The following is a 16,672-nucleotide window of genomic DNA, read 5'->3' on the forward strand; positions in this document are numbered from 1 at the left end:
CGCGAAAGCGGAACCTCGGTTTGCGGATGGCGGCCCCGGAAACGGAGATCCCCGCTTTCGCGGGGATGACCAGTTTTCACCAATGCCGCGAGAGGCCTAGAGCCAGCCGGCCAGGACGCCGATGCCGCCCAGCGCGAACACGCCGCCCGCCACCTGCGCAACCGTCTTGCCATACTTGCCGACGAGCTTGGCGACACCCATCGCCGCGGCAATGCCTGCCACATGCAGCAGCGCCGTCGCGACGATGAAGCCCGCCGCATACTCGAAGCCCGAGGCATCTACCGGCATTTCGGCGCCATGCGCATGGCCGTGGAAGATCGCGAATACCCCGACCAGCGCCGAAGCGGCGACCACCGGCATCGGCCGGCCCAGCGCCGCGGCGCCACCGATGACGACGCTCGAGAGCGCAATCCCCAGTTCGACGAACGGCACCTCGACCTGCCCGACGCCCAGGAGAAAGCCGACAGCCATCATCGCGACGAAGCTCAGCGGCACCAGCCACAGCGCCCGGCCACCCAGCACATAGGCGAACACGCCCACGGCCACCATGGCGAGGATGTGGTCGATCCCGCCGACCGGATGCATGAAGCCATGCAGGAATCCCGAGGTGTCGCCGTGCCCGGTATGGGCAAAGGCCGCCGTCGGAACGGCGATGAGCAAAACGGCCAGAAGCGCGCGCATAACTATCTCCATCTCGGGACCCACCGTCCCGTAGCGTTTCAGGGTTCGATGGTCCCGGTTTGGGTCACCACCGGACGGCCGGTCTCCTGGCTCCGGGCATCTCTCCTCGCCTTCCCAGTCGCAAACCAGTGGCGCGCTGAGGAGAGTTGGACCCGATACAGTCGCGGGGGCGGCGCCGGCATCGCCCGAGGGCTACCGGCTTCCCGTTTCACGCAGCGTTCCGAAGAAGCGCGCGCACCGTCGGACCTATCTCTGTCAGGTCTCATCCGCGAGATCAATCGAACTGCGTCACATTTGCCACGTGACGAGTTCCCTGGAGTTGCGCTACACGCAGCGCAGTTGGGGGGCTCAGGCCTTTGCTGCACCATTTGCGCCAGATGGGATCGGATACCGCGCGTGCACTGGTCGTGCTCGCGCTGCTCTTCCTGTCATTCGCGCATGCCCCGGTCGCCGCTGCGCAATCGGGCGCCGTCTTCACCGTCAGCGTCGCCGCCAGCTATTGCGGTGATCTGCCGGATGGCGACGGCAAGACCCATGCGCCGTGCCACGCTTGCCGCGTCGGCAGCATCGACCTGCCGCCCCCGCCCGCCGTGGCGATCAAGGTCACCGTGGCGCCGTGCGCGGTCAGCTACTTCCGTCCGGCCGCCGTCATCGCGGTCAACTCGACATACGTCTCGGCCCGGCCACGGGCCCCTCCAGCTCTGATCTGAGTCCATTCTGCTGCCGGCTCGCCCGGCAGGTTTGACCACATCGACGCTTCTGGAGATCAAGATGATCCGTTCTTTCGTTCGCGCGGCCGCGGCCGGCGCTCTGCTGCTGTCCATCACCCCCGCTTTCGCCCATGTCACGCTCGAAACCGGCGAGGCCCCGGTGGGCTCTACCTACAAGGCGGTGCTGCGGGTGCCGCATGGCTGCGACGGCCAGGCCACGACGGCGGTCCGCGTCCGCGTTCCCGAGGGCGTTGTCAGCGTCAAGCCGATGCCCAAGGCCGGCTGGGAACTCAGCACTGTCAAGGGCCCGTACCAGCAGGCTTATGAGCTGCACGGCAGCAAGGTGACCGAGGGCGTCACCGAGATCACCTGGTCCGGCGGCAACCTGCCCGACGAGTTCTACGACGAGTTCGTCTTCCGCGGCAGCCTTGCCGGCACGCTCACCGCCGGCACCACCCTCTACTTCCCGGTGATCCAGACCTGCGCCAGCGGCGAGGAGGCCTGGATCGAAATCCCGGCCGAGGGCCAGCCCGAACCGGAGCAGCCGGCCCCCGGCCTGAAGCTCATCGAGGCGGGGCACTGATCGGCGCGGGGGCGCCATCCCGGCGCCCCACCGCCACCGGCCCGATCATGCGCACGCTTCAGTCGCTTGCCATCCTGTTGCTGGCGGCTCTCGTCGCCAGCCTGCTGATGCTGTCGGCAGCGCTGGCGCATGCCGGCCTCGTCGCCGCCGATCCGGCCGACGGCAGTGTGCTGCCGTCGGCTCCCACGACGCTCACCCTCACCTTCACCGAGCCGGTGTCGCCGCTGCTCTTCACCCTGGTTTCCTCCGATGGGGAACGCCGCGAGCTCAGCGGCGCTGTCTCGGAGAACCTCGGCATCAAGCTGCCGCTGCCGCCGGATCTGGCGCGCGGCACGCATCTGGTCAGCTGGCGCGTTACCTCGGCCGATGGCCATCCGGTTGCCGGCGCCCTGGCCTTCTCCATCGGTGAGGTCGGTGCTCGCCCGACCCTCGCCGGCGGCAACGATCCGCTGCTGGCCGGTGCCATCTGGTTCGCCCGTGCCGCGCTCTATGCGTTGCTGTTCCTCGGCGTCGGCATGGTGCTGTTCGGCCAACTCGTCGCCTCACTGCCCCCGGCGCTCGACCGCCTGGCGTGGCGCCTCTCTATCGCCGGACTGCTGCTGGCGCCGCTGGCGCTTGGCCTGCAGGGGCTCGACGCGCTCGATGCCGGCTTTCTCCGCCTGGCCTCGCCGGCACCCTGGGCCGCGGCGCTCTCCACCAGCTACGCCGCAACGGTTGCCGCGGCGCTCATCGCCTTCCTTGCGGCGATGCTATCGCGGCTGACCGGCGCGGGGCGATCCGGCCTGGCGCTCGCCCTGCTTGCCGCGATCGCCGCAGCGCTGGCGCCGATGCTCAGCGGCCATGCCGGCACTGCCCCGCCGACCTGGCTGAGCAAGCCCGCCGTTTTCGCCCATAGCACCGGCCTGTTGTTCTGGATCGGAGCACTGCTGCCGCTCGGCTGGCTGCTGCGCACCGGCGATGCAGCGGCGCTCACCGCGCTGCAACGCTTCTCGCGGTTGATCCCGTGGGCCATCATCCCTGTTATTCTTAGCGGGCTCGTGCTTGCGCTGCTGCAGCTGGGCCCGCCCGGCCCGGCCTGGCAATCACCCTATGTCGCGCTGCTCGCCATCAAACTGGCGCTGTTGCTACCGCTGTTCGGGCTCGCACTGTGGAACCGCGCAGCGCTCACCCGGCCGACGCTGGCCGGCGTTGCTCACGCGCGCCGCCGGCTGCGCCGCAGCATCGGCATCGAACTGCTGCTGGTGCTGCTGGTGTTCGGCGTCGTCGCCGGCTGGCGCTTCACACCACCGCCGCGGGTCATCGCCGAGCTCGCGGCCCAGCCGGCACGCACCCATATCCATACCGACGCCGCGATGGCCGACATCGCCATCACCCCCGGCCGGGCCGGCGCCTCGACGCTGAGCATCTGGCTCTCCGACGCCGAGTTCGGCCCGCTCGAGCCGCAGGCGCTGCGTGTCGCGCTCTCCAATCCCGGGCTGGGCGTCGAGCGCCTCGTTCGCCCCGCCACCCACGACCCCGACGGCTTCTGGCGCGTGCCGCTGACACTGCCGGCCGGAGGCGCCTGGACCATCGAACTCGACCTCCGGATCGACGACTTCACGCTGCTGAAGCTCACCGGCGAAATCGAGCTGGCCCCATGACTGCTTAACCACTGCGCCGGTCTCCGGCCGATTTGAGAGGACTTGCAATGAAGACATTCCGTTCCGCCTTCGTGGCGCTTGCCCTGCTGGGCAGCGGCCTCGCCGCGGCGACCCACGCATCTATCGCCGTGGCTGCCGAGGTCACCGTGGGAGACCTCGTCATCGGCGGTGGCTTCACCCGCGCGACATTGCCAAATGCACCGGTCGGCGGTGGCTATCTCACCATCACCAACAAGGGCAGCCAGGCTGATCGCCTGCTCAGCGCGGCCTCGCCCGTCGCCGGCGTCACCCAGATCCACGAGATGAAGATGGAGGGCGACGTGATGAAGATGAAGGAATTGCCCGACGGCATCGAAGTTCCGGCAGGCTCCACCGTCACGCTCTCACCCGGTGGCCTCCACATCATGTTCATGCAGCTGAAGCAGGCGCTGGTCGAAGGCACCAACGTTCCGTTGACCCTCACCTTCGAGAAGGCCGGCGTCGTCGAGGTACAGCTCGATGTTGGCGGTATCGGCGCCGATGCTCCGACGACGCACCACTCGGAGCATAGCCCCGCCTCTGGTCACGGCGCGCACGCTTCCCATGCCGCCAGCCAGCAGACCGGCCTGTCGGACATCGATGCCATCGCGGCGATGCAGAAGCAGATGTTCGACAAGCCCGACAATCCGCTCGCCATGGGCGCGATCGTGGTTGTCGGCGATTATGCCGTGAGCGGTTGGGCCCAGGGCGATACCGGCGGGCGCGCCCTGTTGCGCAGGACTGCCAATGGCTGGGGCATCCACCTGTGTGCCGGTGACGGCCTCAAGGATGCCGCCGAGCTCGTCAGGCTCGGCGTGCCCGAGGATGTGTCGCAACAGCTCGCAAGCCGGCTGGCATCGGCAGAGGCTTCGCTCGACCCCGCGCTCGTCGCCAAGTTCTCGACCTTCGACGGCGTCATGATGGTCGACGAGAACCTGCTATGAGCACCTACACTGCCCGGCTCCGGCTCGCCCTTTGGGGACTTGTCGGCGTCGCAATCATCGCCTCGGTGGTGCTGTTCGTCACCCGGCCGGGGCCGGTCGCCAATGGCATTGGCGGCGGTGAGTACGCGCTCGTGGACGACAGGGGCGGCAAGGTCGATCAGACCATGCTGGTCGGCCAACCCTCACTGCTGTTCTTCGGCTTCACGCACTGCCCCGATGTTTGCCCGACCACGCTGAGCGAAATGGCGGTGTGGTTCGACCAGTTGGGCAGCGATGCCGGAAACCTGCGGGCATTCTTTGTCTCCATCGATCCTGAACGCGACACGCCCGAACTGATGCATGGCTATGTCGAGTTTCTCGGCGGCCGCGTCACCGGTATCACCGGCACACCTACCGAGATCGACAAGATCGCCAAGGCCTGGCGGGCTTTTTACGAGAAGGTCCCCGGTGCCAATGGCGACTACACCATGAACCACTCTGCCTCGGTGTTTCTCGTCAATGCCGAGGGCGGCTTCGAGGGCACGATCGCCTACCAGGAGGACCCGGCGACCGCCGTCGCCAAGATCAGGAAACTGCTCGGCAAATCCGCCTGATCACTTCAACAGGTCGGGCCGGCGCGCCCGCGTGAGCCTCTCGCTCTCGGCGCGCCGCCACTTTTCCACCTTGCCGTGATCGCCCGAGGTCAGCACCGGAGGAATCTCGCGGCCCTCGAACAGCTGCGGCCGGGTATATTGCGGGTATTCGAGCAGGCCGTTCTCAAAGCTCTCGTCGGCGTGGCTCTCGGCCGTGCCCAGCACCCCGGGGAGCAACCGCACCACCGCCTCGAGCAGCACCATGGCCGCCACTTCGCCGCCCGCCAGCACATAGTCGCCGATCGAGATTTCCTCGAGCTCGCGGGCCTCGATCACCCGCTGGTCGATCCCCTCGAACCGGCCACAGACGATCACCGCCCCCGGACCTGCCGCGAGCTCATGCACCCGCGCCTGCGTCAGCGGCTTTCCACGCGGCGACATCAGCAGCCGCGGCCGCAGATCGCCCTCCGGTGAGACGGCATCGATGGCTTTCGCCAGAATGTCGGGTTTGAGCACCATGCCGGCGCCACCGCCCGACGGGGTATCGTCCACCGTCCGGTGCCGGTCGGTGGCGAAATCCCTCAGCTGCGTGGTCTCGAGGCGCCACAGCCCATCCGCCATGCCGCGACCGATCACCGAGGCGCCGAGCGGCCCGGGAAACAGTTCCGGAAACAGTGTGATGATGTGAGCCGAAAAGCTCAATCGGGTTCTTCTTCGCCCGGCTCCGCCTCGATCGGCGGATCGATCGTAAGGTACCCGTCGGCGATCCGCACCTCCGGCACCACGGCCTTCGAGAACGGATAGAGATAGGTATCGCCCGAGCGGGGATCGCGGATCTCGAGCAGGTCGCCGGCGCCAAAATTCGGCACCGCCATCACCTCGCCGATCTCCGAGCCATCGGCCAGCCGGGCTTTCAGCCCGATCAGGTCGGCGTGGTAGAAATCGTCGTCACCATCGGGATCGGGCAACAGCGCGCGATCGACATAGAGCTCGACCCCATTCAGCTTTTCGGCCGCGTTGCGGTCGTTGATCCCCTCGAGCCGCGCCACCAGCACATTGGTGGTGGTGCGGGCCGCGAGGATCCTGATCGTGAGGCCCGGCTTGTTGGTCGAGAGCGGGCCATAGGAAGCCAGCGCCAGCGGGTCCTCGGTAAAGGACTGGATGCGCACTTCGCCCTTGATCCCATGGGCCGCACCGATGCGGCCCATGAGGAGCTTGTTGTCGCCCGCTCGCGCCACGGCTTACTCGGACGCGGCTGCTTCGGCTGCCGGCGCCGGCGCGGCGTCGGCAGCGGCCTTGTCGGCGATCGCCTTGGCCTTGGCTTCGGCGCGCTCGGTCGCCTTCTTGCCCGGCAGGGCCTTCTCGGGGTTGTTGCGCGCTTCGCGCTTCAGCAGGCCCGCGGCGTCGAAGAAGCGCGCCACGCGGTCGGTCGGCTGGGCGCCGACGCTCAGCCAGTGCTGGACGCGCTCGGTCACCAGGGTGACGCGCTTGTCCTTGTCGGCGAGCTTTGGGTCGTAGTTGCCGATCTTCTCGATGAAGCGGCCGTCACGCGGCGAACGGGCGTCGGCGACGACCACGTGGTAGTAGGGGCGCTTCTTGGTGCCGGCGCGGGCAAGGCGGAGTTTCAGCGACATTCTTCAGTCCTTCGTATGATCAGTCGTTAGCGGATATTCTGGTTACTTCTTTTTCGGCACGAAGCCGCCGCCGAGGCCGGGCAGGCCAGGGAAGCGCGGCGCGCCGCCAAGCCCGGGAAGTCCCGGGCCGGATTTCAGCAGCTGGCCGACATCGGTCGGCAGCTTGTTCTGGGTGAGCTGTTTCGGCGCCTCGGGCTGCTGCGGCATCGAGGCGGGGTCGATGCCCATGCGCCGCGCCAGCTGCTCGAGTTCCTTGGGGTCCATGGTGGAGGGGTCGGGCATGTTGCCGAGCCCCGGCATCATCCCGCCCATCTTGCCGCCGAACATGCCGGCGAGCGAGCCCATGCCGCCCTTACTGACCTTCTTCATCATGTCCGCCATCTGGCGGTGCTGTTTCATCAGCTTGTTGACGTCTTCGACCTTGGTGCCCGAGCCCGCCGCGATGCGAATGCGCCGCTTGGCGTTGAGCAGGTCTGGGTTCGCCCGCTCTGCCTTGGTCATCGAGTTGATGACGGCGATCTGCCGGTCGAACACCTTCTCGTCGATACTGGCGCCCGCCATCGCCTTCTTCATATGGTTCATGCCGGGCATCATGTTCATGAGCGAGCCCATGCCGCCCATCTTCTTCATCTGCAGCAACTGGTTGCGCAGGTCCTCGAGGTCGAAGGTGCCCTTCTTGAGCTTCTTCGCCATCTTGGCCGCGTCTTCGGCCGTGACGTTCTGCGCCGCCTTCTCGACGAGGCTGACAATATCGCCCATGCCGAGGATGCGATCGGCGATGCGGCTCGGATGGAAATCCTCGAGCGCATCCATCTTTTCGCCGGTACCGATCAGCTTGATCGGCTTGCCGGTCGCGGCACGCATCGACAGCGCTGCGCCGCCGCGGCCATCGCCATCGACGCGGGTGAGCACGATTCCCGTGATATCGACGCGCGCGTCGAACGAGCGGGCGAGGTTCACCGCGTCCTGGCCGGTCAGCGAGTCGGCAACCAGGAGGATTTCGTGCGGATCGGTAGCGGCCTTCACCGCTGCCGTCTCCTCCATCAGCTCTTCGTCGATATGGGTGCGACCCGCCGTATCGAGGATCAGCACGTCATAGCCGCCGAGCTTGCCCTCGCGCTGGGCGCGCCTGGCGATATCGACCGGCTTTTCGTCGACCTGGATCGGCAGCGTATCGACGCCGATCTGCTCGCCGAGCACCCGCAGCTGCTCTTTCGCCGCCGGGCGGCGATCGTCGAGCGAGGCCATCAGGACCTTCTTGCCCTGACGTTCCTTCATCCGCTTGGCAAGCTTGGCCGACAGCGTGGTCTTGCCGGCGCCCTGCAGGCCCACCATCAGCATGGTCATCGGCGGGGTGGTCGAGAAGTCGATCGGCACCTGCGTTTCGCCGAGCACCTTGACCAGCTCGTCATGGACGATCTTGACCACCTGCTGGCCCGGCGTCACCGAGCGGGTGACTTCGGCGCCGACGGCGCGCTCGCGCACCTGCTCGACAAAAGCCTTCACCACCTCGAGGGAAACGTCGGCCTCGAGCAGCGCCCGGCGCACTTCGCGCAGCGCCGCATCCACGTCGCTCTCGTTGAGTGCGCCGCGGCCCCGGAGGCCCTCGAAGATTTTCCCAAGCCGGTCGCTAAGGCTTTCGAACATTTTGGTTCCTTTGGTTCCGCTGCAGCACTGCCCCGGACCCGGAGATAGGTAGTCTTGGTCTGCTGTTCCATCCGAAGATGGATCCATCCGCGCAAACGCCAAACCCACCCGAGGGCGCATCGCGCTGTCGGGTGTTCGCCTCCGGGATCTCTTTATACCTTTGCGGGTCCCGGTCGGCAGTCAGGCGTTCGAACCTGATGAAGTGTGGCGCTCGATAGAGAGGAAATGCGGCCGAGTCAAGGAACCCGCTCGGCCCGCACCGCGACCACCGTCTCCCGTAGCTCGGTGTCGACGCGAAACCCGACGCCCGCCAACGCCGCCGCGGCGGCCAGCGCGAAGCGATCCGCTGTCCGGATCGCCGGGGCTTCCAGCACCAGCACCACCCGGCCGCCCGGCTTGATCACGTCACCGAGCTTTCTTGCCCAGCCGAGATCCTTGTGGCGCGGGAAATCGACATTGACGGCAAACGCCGCATCGAGCGCGCCCAGGTCGAGCGTCTCGAAGTCGCTTTCGAAGGCAGTGAGACGCCCGCCCCCTTCGTTCCGCTTGATGCACGCAGCCACCATCTTGCCCGAGCGATCGACCGCCACCACGTCGGCGCCGGCCGCCAGCACCAGCCCGGTGGCGATGCCGTGCCCGCAGCCGATCTCCAGCACCGCCTCGCCCGGCTTCGGCGCCAGCAGCTCGACGGCCCAGCGATGGCGTAGCGCAATCTTGGCCAAGCGACTCCCCCTCATATCCAACCGAGAACTAGCCTGGCCGAACGTGACCTGAACATGGCCGTTGCCCGCTTTCCCCAGCGGCGCTACATCTCACCTCGGGTCCGCAGTTCACCCAGGCGTCGCCGCCCCATCCGGGGAGCTAAACCTGCCTCGTCTTCGTGAGCCGCACTTGTCCCCGTGCCGCCTCGCAAGCCGGCGATCGCGATCCTCCCTCCGGGAGTTCGGCACGACGAGGATGAGTTGTAATGACCAGAACTGCTGTCCCCCTTCGGGTGGATGATCTTTCCCCCTTCGCCAAGACGCTCCGCCAGGCGCTGACCCAGCACGAGGGCGTGCCGAGCCATGTCGAACTGTTGAACCTCATCGCCAGGGCGGCGGGGTTCGCCAACTACCAGCACCTGCGCGCCGATGCCGGCACCGCCGGTCGCCTCGCCGCGGCCGCCGAGCCCACACCACCGGCCGACCTGACCCAGGTCGAGAAGGCGGCGCGTTATTTCGACGATGGCGGCGTGCTGATGAGTTGGCCGGCTCGTTTCAACCTGCAGTTGCTCTGCCTCTGGGTGCTGTGGTCACGCCTGCCGCCCGACACCGGCTACACCGAGCGCGAGATCAGCGAACTGCTCCGTGACTGGCACGAGTTCGGCGACCACGCACTGCTCCGCCGTGCCATGTTCGAAGCCAAGCTGGTCGATCGCACCGTCGATGGTCGCGACTACCGCCGCATCGAGCAGGTACCGCCGCCGGAACTGAAACCGCTGCTGGCGCATCTGGCGGCACGGGCGGCAAGAGCGGTGGCGTAAGCACTGCTTCTCCTCCTACCGCCGGCGTCATTCCCGCGCAGGCGGGAACCCAGTGCGATCTCTCCTCCTCACCAGCACTGGACGCATCCCACTGGGTTCCCGCTTTCGCGGGAATGACGCCGGTGAAGGCAGGCTCACCCCCGCCACTGGCAATTTCGCGCCAGTTCCGCCATATACAGCCTCAACTGAGACCCAGCAGGTCACGCCCATGTCTACCGCCCCATTCCTCAAGATGAACGGGCTCGGCAACGAGATCATCGTCGCCGACATGCGCGGCCGTGCCGATCGCATCACCCCGGCGGCCGCCGTCGCCCTCAATGCCGACCCGGCAACCCGCTACGATCAGATCATGGCCATCCATGATCCGCGCACCCCGGGCACCGCGCATTACATCGAGATCATCAACTCCGATGGCTCGCTGGCCCAGGCCTGCGGCAACGGCATGCGCTGCGTCGTCCAGGCGCTGAGCGCCGAAACGGGCGAGAAGCATTTCGTCTTCGAGACCCTCGCCGGCATCCTGACCGGTGACGAGCACACTGATGGCTCGATCACCGTCGACATGGGCAAGCCCCGCTTCGGCTGGGAAGAAATCCCCTTGGCCGAGGAATTCTACGACACCACAGGCATCGAGCTGCAGATCGGGCCGATCGACGCGCCGATCCTCCACACCCCGTCGGTCGCCTCGATGGGCAATCCGCACGCCACCTTCTGGGTCGAAGACGATGTCGGCAACTACGCCCTCGATCGTTTCGGCCCGCTGCTCGAGAACCACCCGATCTTCCCAGAGCGCGCCAATATCTCGATCGCCCAGGTCGTCGCCCCCGATCACATCATCCTTCGGACCTGGGAACGCGGCGCCGGCCTCACCCGCGCCTGCGGCACGGCTGCCTGCGCCGCGCTGGTCAATGGCGCACGTACGCACCGCACCGGCCGCAAGGCGACGGTGACGCTGCCGGGTGGCGATCTCGTCATCGAGTGGCGCGCCGACGACCATGTGCTGCTCACCGGTCCGGCCGAATTCGAGTTCTCCGGCACCTTCGAACCCTTCACCGGCACCTGGCAGCGCGACCAGGATTCCACGGCTCAGGTCTCGGCCTGATGTCGATCGAAACGCTGACCTTCGGCTGCCGCCTCAACGCCTATGAAGGCGAAGTGATGAAGGCGGAAGCCGAAAAGGCCGGGCTCGACAACACCATCATCATCAACACCTGTGCCGTTACGTCCGAAGCGGTCCGGCAGGCCAAGCAAGCCATCCGCAAGGCCAAGCGGGACAACCCCGAGCGCCGCATCATCGTCACCGGCTGCGCTGCGCAGACCGAGGGCCGTGCCTTCGGCGACATGGCCGAGGTCGACCTGGTCATCGGCAACGCCGACAAGCTGAAGGCGGAAAGCTATGCTCCCATAGCATTCGGCTTGCCGCTCAATGACAAGGTGCAGGTCAACGACATCATGAGCGTGCGCGAGACCGCCGCGCACCTGATCGAGGGCATGGATGGCCGGGCCCGCGCCTTCGTCCAGGTTCAGAACGGCTGCGACCACCGCTGCACCTTCTGCATCATCCCGTTTGGCCGCGGCCCCTCGCGCTCGGTGCCGATGGGGCTCGTCGTCGAGCAGATCAGGAAGCTGGTCGGCAACGGCTACCGCGAGGTCGTGCTCACCGGCGTCGATATCACCTCCTATGGTCCCGACCTGCCGGGCACGCCGACGCTCGGCAAACTCACCCAGCAGATCCTCCGCCATGTGCCCGACCTGCCACGACTGCGCATCTCCTCGATCGACTCGATCGAGGCCGACCCGGCTTTCTATGACGCCATAGCGTCGGACCGCCGGCTGATGCCGCATCTGCACCTGAGCCTGCAGTCCGGCGACGACATGATTTTGAAGCGGATGAAGCGCCGCCACTCGCGCTCCGAGGCGCTCGAGGTCGTGGCCAAGCTCCGCTCCCTCCGCCCCGACATCGTCTTCGGCGCCGACATCATTGCCGGCTTCCCTACCGAGACCGACGAGATGTTCGAGAACTCGCTGAGCTTCGTCACCGAAGCCGAGCTCACCTACCTCCACGTCTTCCCCTATAGCCCGCGTCCCGGCACCCCCGCCGCGCGCATGCCACAGGTCGATGGACGCATCGCCAGAGCGCGCGCCGCCCGGCTGCGCGCCGTCGGCGAGGCCCAGTACGAAAAGCTGGCTTTGTCGCGCATCGGCATGGTCGAGAACGTGCTGATCGAAAAGGACGGCATCGGCCGGCAGGAACAGTTCGTCACCTGTTCACTGCCGGGTCACCTGCCTGGAGAAATCGTCTCCGCCCGTATTACCCATTTCGCCGACGGCAACCTGGTCGGCGAAGCACTGAGGTCCGCAGCCTGATGGCCGAACAAAAGAAAAAAGGCTTCTTCCAGCGCCTGTTCGGTGGCGGCGACAAGCCCGCCCCGGCGCCGGCCCCCGAGCCCAGCGTGGCCGAGGAGCTGGAAGCCGACATCGTCCTCGACGAGGTCGTCGAAGCCGCGCCGCTGGTCCTGCCACCCGACCAGGAAATCGCCCTCGAAGAAGCGATGCACGACGCCGATATGCTGGTGACGCCCGATGCGCCGCCACCGGCCGAGCAGCCTCCGGAAGGGCCCGAACCTCTGGTCGAGCCGGAGCACGAGCCGCCGATCAGCAGCGAGGAAATCCTCGCCGACGAGTTCATCGTCGACGCCGTTCCCGAAATTCTGCCGCCCGACCAGGAACTTGCGCTGGTCGAGGCGATGCACGAGGCCGGACTGCAGGTCACGCCCGAGGCACCCGACGACTCCGAGCCGCCGGCCGGCCCGCCCGAGGCAACGCCGGCTTACATCGAAGAGGTGGAGGAGCAGCAGGCGCCGGAACCCGCGCCGGTGCAGCCCGTGCCGACGCCGGTCGCTCCCGCAGCACCGCCGAAGAAGCAGAGCTGGCTGCAGCGCCTCGCCTCCGGCCTGAAGCGCTCGTCCGACCAGCTCACCGGCTCGATCGCCGCCGTCTTCACCAAGAAGAAGCTCGATCAGGCGATGCTCGATGACCTCGAGGACATCCTGATCCAGTCCGATTTCGGCGTCGACATGGCGACCGACGTCACCGAGGCGCTGCGCCGCGACCGCTTCGACCGCGACATCTCGTCGGACGAAGTCCGCGATGTGCTGGCCACCGAGATCGTCAAGGTCCTCGATCCCGTCGCCCAGCCGCTCGTCATCGATGCGGCGCAAAAACCCTATGTCATCCTGATGGTCGGGGTGAACGGCACCGGCAAGACCACCACCATCGGCAAGCTCGCGAGCCTCTACCGGGCAGAGGGCAAGAAGGTGATGCTCGCCGCCGGCGACACTTTTCGCGCTGCAGCGATTGAACAATTGCAGGTCTGGGGCGATCGCACCGGCGCGCCGGTGGTCACGAAGCCTGCCGGCTCCGACGCCTCCGGCCTCGCCTATGAGGCGGTCGAGCTGGCCAAGGCCGAGGCTGCCGACATCCTGATCATCGACACGGCGGGGCGCCTGCAGAACCGCGACGAGCTGATGAGCGAACTCGAAAAGATCATCCGCGTCATCAAGAAGGTCGAGCCGTCCGCGCCGCATGCGACGCTCCTCACCCTCGACGCCACCACCGGGCAGAACGCCCTTAATCAGGTCGAAATCTTCGGCAAACGTGCTGGCGTTACCGGGCTGGTGATGACCAAGCTCGATGGCACGGCGCGCGGCGGCATACTCGTCGCCATCGCCCGCAAATTTGCCCTGCCGGTGCACTTCATCGGTGTCGGCGAGGGCGTCGACAATCTCGAGCCGTTTGCTGCGCGCGACTTCGCCGCCGCGATCGCAAGGACCGCAGAATGACTGAAGAGACCAAAGACGCCGATGTGAACTGGGTGGAGCTGCGTCCGCAACTGATCCGCATCGGCCTCGAACTCGGCCCGCTGCTGATCTTCTTTCTGTGCACCACGTTCGGCGAAAGCTGGCTCGACGCCAGCCCCATGCTGCGCTCGATGTTCAGGAGCCCGATCATCTTCGCCACGGCCCCCTTCATGGTCGCCATGGTGATCTCGCTGGGGATTTCGTGGCTGGTGTTCAAGCGCGTCGCGGTGATGCCGCTGGTGACGCTGATCGTCGTCCTGATCTTCGGCACGCTGACCCTGCTGCTGCAGGATTCGATGTTCATCAAGATCAAGCCGACGATCGTCAATTCGCTGTTCGGCGCCACCTTGCTCGGCGGCCTGGTGTTCGGCCAGTCGCTGCTGAAATACGTGTTCGGCGAAGTCTACCACCTGCAACCCAAGGGCTGGCAGGTGATGACCATGCGCTGGGGGCTGTTCTTCTTTCTGTTGGCGGCGCTCAACGAAGTTGCATGGCGCGGCTCGAGCCTGTTTTTCACCGACCCCGATGCCGCCGACAAGTTCTATGCTGGCTTCAAGCTCTGGGCAGTGATGCCGATCACCATCGTCTTCTCGATGCTGCAATTGCCGCTGCTGACCAAATACGCGGCCGACCCCAAGCAACCCATAGAGGTGATCCCCCCGATGGACCCGCTTCCTTGAGTTAGTGGGGGCCCCCTCACCCGCCGCTGACGCGGCGACCTCTCCCCCAGAGGAGAGGTGGTGCAGAGGCACGATCTCGCCATCGCCGCCACCTCTCCCTTGGGGGAGAGGTCGGCCCGAAGGGCCGGGTGAGGGGGCCTTCCTCTCAGCTAGTGCTTGATCAGTTCGTCCTTGGTGACATTCAGCGTCATGCCTTCGCCAGACACCGAGTCGATCTGCTCGGGCATCACGTAGCGATCGGCGGCGAACAGCCCGTCGGCGTCGATCCTGACGAACCCCTGGTGCACCAGGCGGTCGCGCACTTCCTCGGGCACGTTGTCGTCGGTGAAGGCCCGCGCGATCACGTCGACCAGCGTATCGTCGGCCTGCCGGTCGGAGGGTCCGGTCGCCTCGACTTCCGGGGTATCCGGGTCATCGTCGCCGAACTGCACCCACTCGACCTTACCGATCTCATGGTTCTCGCGGTCGAACACGCGCATGCCTTTTTCGACAGAACGCAGGCTGGGACTGGTTTGCATGATGTCTCTCCTCATCTTCCGATTGAGGGAGAATGAAGGTGGGTCGGCGGAGGTTCCCGACCTCAGCCGTCTCTCGCCTTCTTGATCGCCGGAATGACTTCCTTTTCCAGCGACTCGGGCGAGATCGGCCCGACATGCTTGAAGGTAATGATCCCCGCCGCATTGACGACGAAGGTCTCCGGCACGCCATAGACGCCCCAGTCGATCGACACCCGGTTGTCGGCATCGCCGCCGATCCGCTGGTACGGGTTGCCAAGCTCGGCGAGGAACGCCGCGGCGTTTTCCGGCGCATCCTTCTGGTTGATGCCGAAAATCCGCACCCCGGTCTCCGCCTTCAGCCGCTCGAGCAGCGGATGCTCCTCGCGGCACGGAATGCACCAGCTGGCGAAGACGTTCACCACCGTCACCTCGCCCTGAAGCGATGCGGTATCGAACCCCTCGACCCCGGTACCGGCCACCGCCGGCAAGGCAAAGCTCGGCGCCGGCTTGTTGATCAGCACCGAGCGCACGAGGCTGGGGTCGCGGTCCATGTTCAGCGCGAACACCGCGACCAGCCCGACCAACAGCAGCAGCGGCAGTACCGCGAGCAGAATCCGCTTCAACGCTTGCTCTCGTCCGAGCGGCGGCGGATGCCCGCCTTGTCGAGGGCCTTGAGCCGGGCGTCCACCCTGAGGGAATCCCACACCACATAGGCGACCAGCGCCACGGTCAGCACCGCCACCCCGATATAGGCCCAGGCGATGAATTCGATATGCGCGCCATCTCCGATCATTTGGCGGCTCCTATTCCTCCCCCGCGGGGCGGGGGACCGGCGAAGCCGGTGGAGGGGGCGCTCAGGGCGGCCTGGCGGCTCAGCGTCGCGGCCCGACGGCGCAAAATCTCGGTCCGCATCCGCACCACCTGCAACAGCGCGAACAGCAGCGTGAAGGCAAGCATCATCACCAGCAGCGGGGTCAGGATCGAGCCCGGCATCTTCGGCCCGGACGCGGTGAACACGCTCGCTGGCTGGTGCAGCGTGTTCCACCAGTCCACCGAGAACTTGATCACCGGGATGTTGAGCGCCCCGACCAGCGTCACGATGGCGATGATCCGGCCGGCCTTCAGCTGATCGTCGAAGGCCCGCCACAGCGCGATGATGCCGAGATAGATGAGCAGCAGGACGAGCGTAGAGGTCATCCGCCCGTCCCACTCCCAGAACGTGCCCCAGGTCGGCCGGCCCCACAGCGCGCCGGTATAGAGGGCCAGTGCCGTGAACACCGCCCCGAGCGGCGCCGCCGCCTTGTTGGCAACGTCGGCCAGCGGGTGCCGCCAGACCAGGGTGCCGAGCGCCGACACCGCCATCACGCCATAGACCAGCTGGCTCAGCCAGGCATTGGGCACGTGTACGTACATGACGCGCACCATGTCGCCCATCTGGTAGTCCTCGGGCGAGTTGAGGAAGGCGAACCACAGCCCGATGGCGAAGCTCACGAAGGTGGCGATGGCGAGCGGCCAGATGAGGTAGCGCGACCAGGCGAGGAACTGGCCCGGATGCGCCAGGCGGCTGAACCAGTTGGGTTGTTTGACGGTATCGACGGACATGGCGTTCGCTCTATTCCCCGGCCACGCGCAAGGCAAGCGCAGCCGCGAAGGGTGAGAAGGCCGTCACCACGAGGCTCAAGGCAAT

At 66.6% G+C, this 16,672-nt stretch carries 20 protein-coding genes and 1 riboswitch; of the genes, 10 read left to right on the forward strand and 10 right to left on the reverse strand.

All coding sequences use genetic code 11. The annotated features are described in order from the left end of the window. Nucleotides 1-96 precede the first annotated feature (96 nt). Nucleotides 97-681, reverse strand: coding sequence for a HupE/UreJ family protein (locus tag VGV07_RS13570; protein WP_326869243.1), 585 nt, complete (start codon nucleotides 679-681; stop codon nucleotides 97-99). A gap of 59 nt (nucleotides 682-740) precedes the next feature. Next, nucleotides 741-938: riboswitch (cobalamin riboswitch) on the reverse strand. Between the two features lie 120 nt (nucleotides 939-1,058). Between VGV07_RS13570 and VGV07_RS13575 the strand changes: the two genes are divergently transcribed. The 5 genes from VGV07_RS13575 (at nucleotide 1,059) to VGV07_RS13595 (ending at nucleotide 5,169) form a co-directional block, all read left to right on the forward strand. Further along, nucleotides 1,059-1,391, forward strand: coding sequence for a hypothetical protein (locus tag VGV07_RS13575; RefSeq protein ID WP_326869244.1), 333 nt, complete (start codon nucleotides 1,059-1,061; stop codon nucleotides 1,389-1,391). A 61-nt stretch (nucleotides 1,392-1,452) separates the two neighbouring features. After that, the gene (locus VGV07_RS13580) at nucleotides 1,453-1,974 is read left to right on the forward strand and encodes a YcnI family protein (protein ID WP_326869245.1); all 522 of its coding nucleotides are present in this window, start codon (nucleotides 1,453-1,455) and stop codon (nucleotides 1,972-1,974) included. Between the two features lie 47 nt (nucleotides 1,975-2,021). Further along, nucleotides 2,022-3,614 (forward strand): copper resistance CopC/CopD family protein, encoded by a 1,593-nt coding sequence (locus tag VGV07_RS13585; RefSeq protein ID WP_326869246.1) that lies wholly within the window; start codon nucleotides 2,022-2,024, stop codon nucleotides 3,612-3,614. A gap of 47 nt (nucleotides 3,615-3,661) precedes the next feature. Continuing rightward, entirely contained in the window at nucleotides 3,662-4,576 is a 915-nt protein-coding gene (locus tag VGV07_RS13590) for a copper uptake system-associated protein (RefSeq protein ID WP_326869247.1), read from the forward strand. Beyond that, on the forward strand, nucleotides 4,573-5,169 hold the full coding sequence (locus tag VGV07_RS13595; protein ID WP_326869248.1) for an SCO family protein: 597 nt from the start codon (nucleotides 4,573-4,575) through the stop codon (nucleotides 5,167-5,169). The genes VGV07_RS13590 and VGV07_RS13595 overlap by 4 nt, the downstream gene beginning before the upstream one ends. Here VGV07_RS13595 and trmD read toward each other — a convergent pair whose 3' ends face one another. The 5 genes from trmD to VGV07_RS13620 form a co-directional block, all read right to left on the reverse strand. Beyond that, complete coding sequence (trmD, locus tag VGV07_RS13600; protein ID WP_326869249.1) at nucleotides 5,170-5,850, reverse strand: tRNA (guanosine(37)-N1)-methyltransferase TrmD; 681 nt, start codon at nucleotides 5,848-5,850, stop codon at nucleotides 5,170-5,172. Continuing rightward, entirely contained in the window at nucleotides 5,847-6,386 is a 540-nt protein-coding gene (gene rimM / locus VGV07_RS13605) for a ribosome maturation factor RimM (RefSeq protein WP_326869250.1), read from the reverse strand. The genes trmD and rimM overlap by 4 nt, the downstream gene beginning before the upstream one ends. A 3-nt stretch (nucleotides 6,387-6,389) precedes the next feature. Next, complete coding sequence (gene rpsP, locus VGV07_RS13610) at nucleotides 6,390-6,782, reverse strand: 30S ribosomal protein S16 (protein ID WP_326869251.1); 393 nt, start codon at nucleotides 6,780-6,782, stop codon at nucleotides 6,390-6,392. Between the two features lie 42 nt (nucleotides 6,783-6,824). After that, a complete protein-coding gene (gene ffh / locus VGV07_RS13615) occupies nucleotides 6,825-8,429 on the reverse strand; it encodes a signal recognition particle protein (RefSeq protein ID WP_326869252.1) in 1,605 nt (534 codons plus the stop codon). A 236-nt stretch (nucleotides 8,430-8,665) separates the two neighbouring features. Continuing rightward, entirely contained in the window at nucleotides 8,666-9,151 is a 486-nt protein-coding gene (locus tag VGV07_RS13620; RefSeq protein ID WP_326869253.1) for a class I SAM-dependent methyltransferase, read from the reverse strand. Nucleotides 9,152-9,396: 245 nt separating this feature from the next. Between VGV07_RS13620 and VGV07_RS13625 the strand changes: the two genes are divergently transcribed. The 5 genes from VGV07_RS13625 to VGV07_RS13645 all read left to right on the forward strand — a co-directional run bounded on the left by VGV07_RS13625 (nucleotide 9,397) and on the right by VGV07_RS13645 (nucleotide 14,488). Beyond that, complete coding sequence (locus VGV07_RS13625) at nucleotides 9,397-9,951, forward strand: DUF2087 domain-containing protein (protein WP_326869254.1); 555 nt, start codon at nucleotides 9,397-9,399, stop codon at nucleotides 9,949-9,951. 208 nt (nucleotides 9,952-10,159) lie between these two features. Then, nucleotides 10,160-11,050, forward strand: a complete 891-nt coding sequence (dapF, locus tag VGV07_RS13630; RefSeq protein ID WP_326869255.1) for a diaminopimelate epimerase — start codon at nucleotides 10,160-10,162, stop codon at nucleotides 11,048-11,050. Further along, nucleotides 11,050-12,315 (forward strand): tRNA (N(6)-L-threonylcarbamoyladenosine(37)-C(2))-methylthiotransferase MtaB, encoded by a 1,266-nt coding sequence (gene mtaB / locus VGV07_RS13635; RefSeq protein WP_326869256.1) that lies wholly within the window; start codon nucleotides 11,050-11,052, stop codon nucleotides 12,313-12,315. Before dapF ends, mtaB begins: the two co-directional genes overlap by 1 nt. Beyond that, nucleotides 12,315-13,790: a signal recognition particle-docking protein FtsY gene (ftsY, locus tag VGV07_RS13640; RefSeq protein ID WP_326869257.1), complete on the forward strand. Its 1,476-nt coding sequence runs from the start codon at nucleotides 12,315-12,317 to the stop codon at nucleotides 13,788-13,790. The genes mtaB and ftsY overlap by 1 nt, the downstream gene beginning before the upstream one ends. Next, nucleotides 13,787-14,488 (forward strand): septation protein A, encoded by a 702-nt coding sequence (locus VGV07_RS13645; protein WP_326869258.1) that lies wholly within the window; start codon nucleotides 13,787-13,789, stop codon nucleotides 14,486-14,488. The genes ftsY and VGV07_RS13645 overlap by 4 nt, the downstream gene beginning before the upstream one ends. A gap of 149 nt (nucleotides 14,489-14,637) precedes the next feature. Here the strand turns inward: VGV07_RS13645 and VGV07_RS13650 are convergent, their stop codons facing one another. From VGV07_RS13650 to VGV07_RS13665, 4 genes are all read right to left on the reverse strand, one after another. Beyond that, nucleotides 14,638-15,006, reverse strand: coding sequence for a hypothetical protein (locus VGV07_RS13650; RefSeq protein WP_326869259.1), 369 nt, complete (start codon nucleotides 15,004-15,006; stop codon nucleotides 14,638-14,640). A gap of 62 nt (nucleotides 15,007-15,068) precedes the next feature. Then, nucleotides 15,069-15,608 (reverse strand): DsbE family thiol:disulfide interchange protein, encoded by a 540-nt coding sequence (locus tag VGV07_RS13655; protein WP_326869260.1) that lies wholly within the window; start codon nucleotides 15,606-15,608, stop codon nucleotides 15,069-15,071. Then, on the reverse strand, nucleotides 15,605-15,778 hold the full coding sequence (locus VGV07_RS13660) for a heme exporter protein CcmD (RefSeq protein WP_326869261.1): 174 nt from the start codon (nucleotides 15,776-15,778) through the stop codon (nucleotides 15,605-15,607). Before VGV07_RS13660 ends, VGV07_RS13655 begins: the two co-directional genes overlap by 4 nt. Then, nucleotides 15,775-16,587, reverse strand: a complete 813-nt coding sequence (locus VGV07_RS13665; protein WP_326869262.1) for a heme ABC transporter permease — start codon at nucleotides 16,585-16,587, stop codon at nucleotides 15,775-15,777. Before VGV07_RS13665 ends, VGV07_RS13660 begins: the two co-directional genes overlap by 4 nt. Nucleotides 16,588-16,672 lie beyond the last annotated feature (85 nt).

This window comes from Devosia sp. (assembly GCF_035944845.1).
In the GTDB taxonomy this organism is placed as follows: Bacteria; Pseudomonadota; Alphaproteobacteria; order Rhizobiales; family Devosiaceae; genus Devosia_A.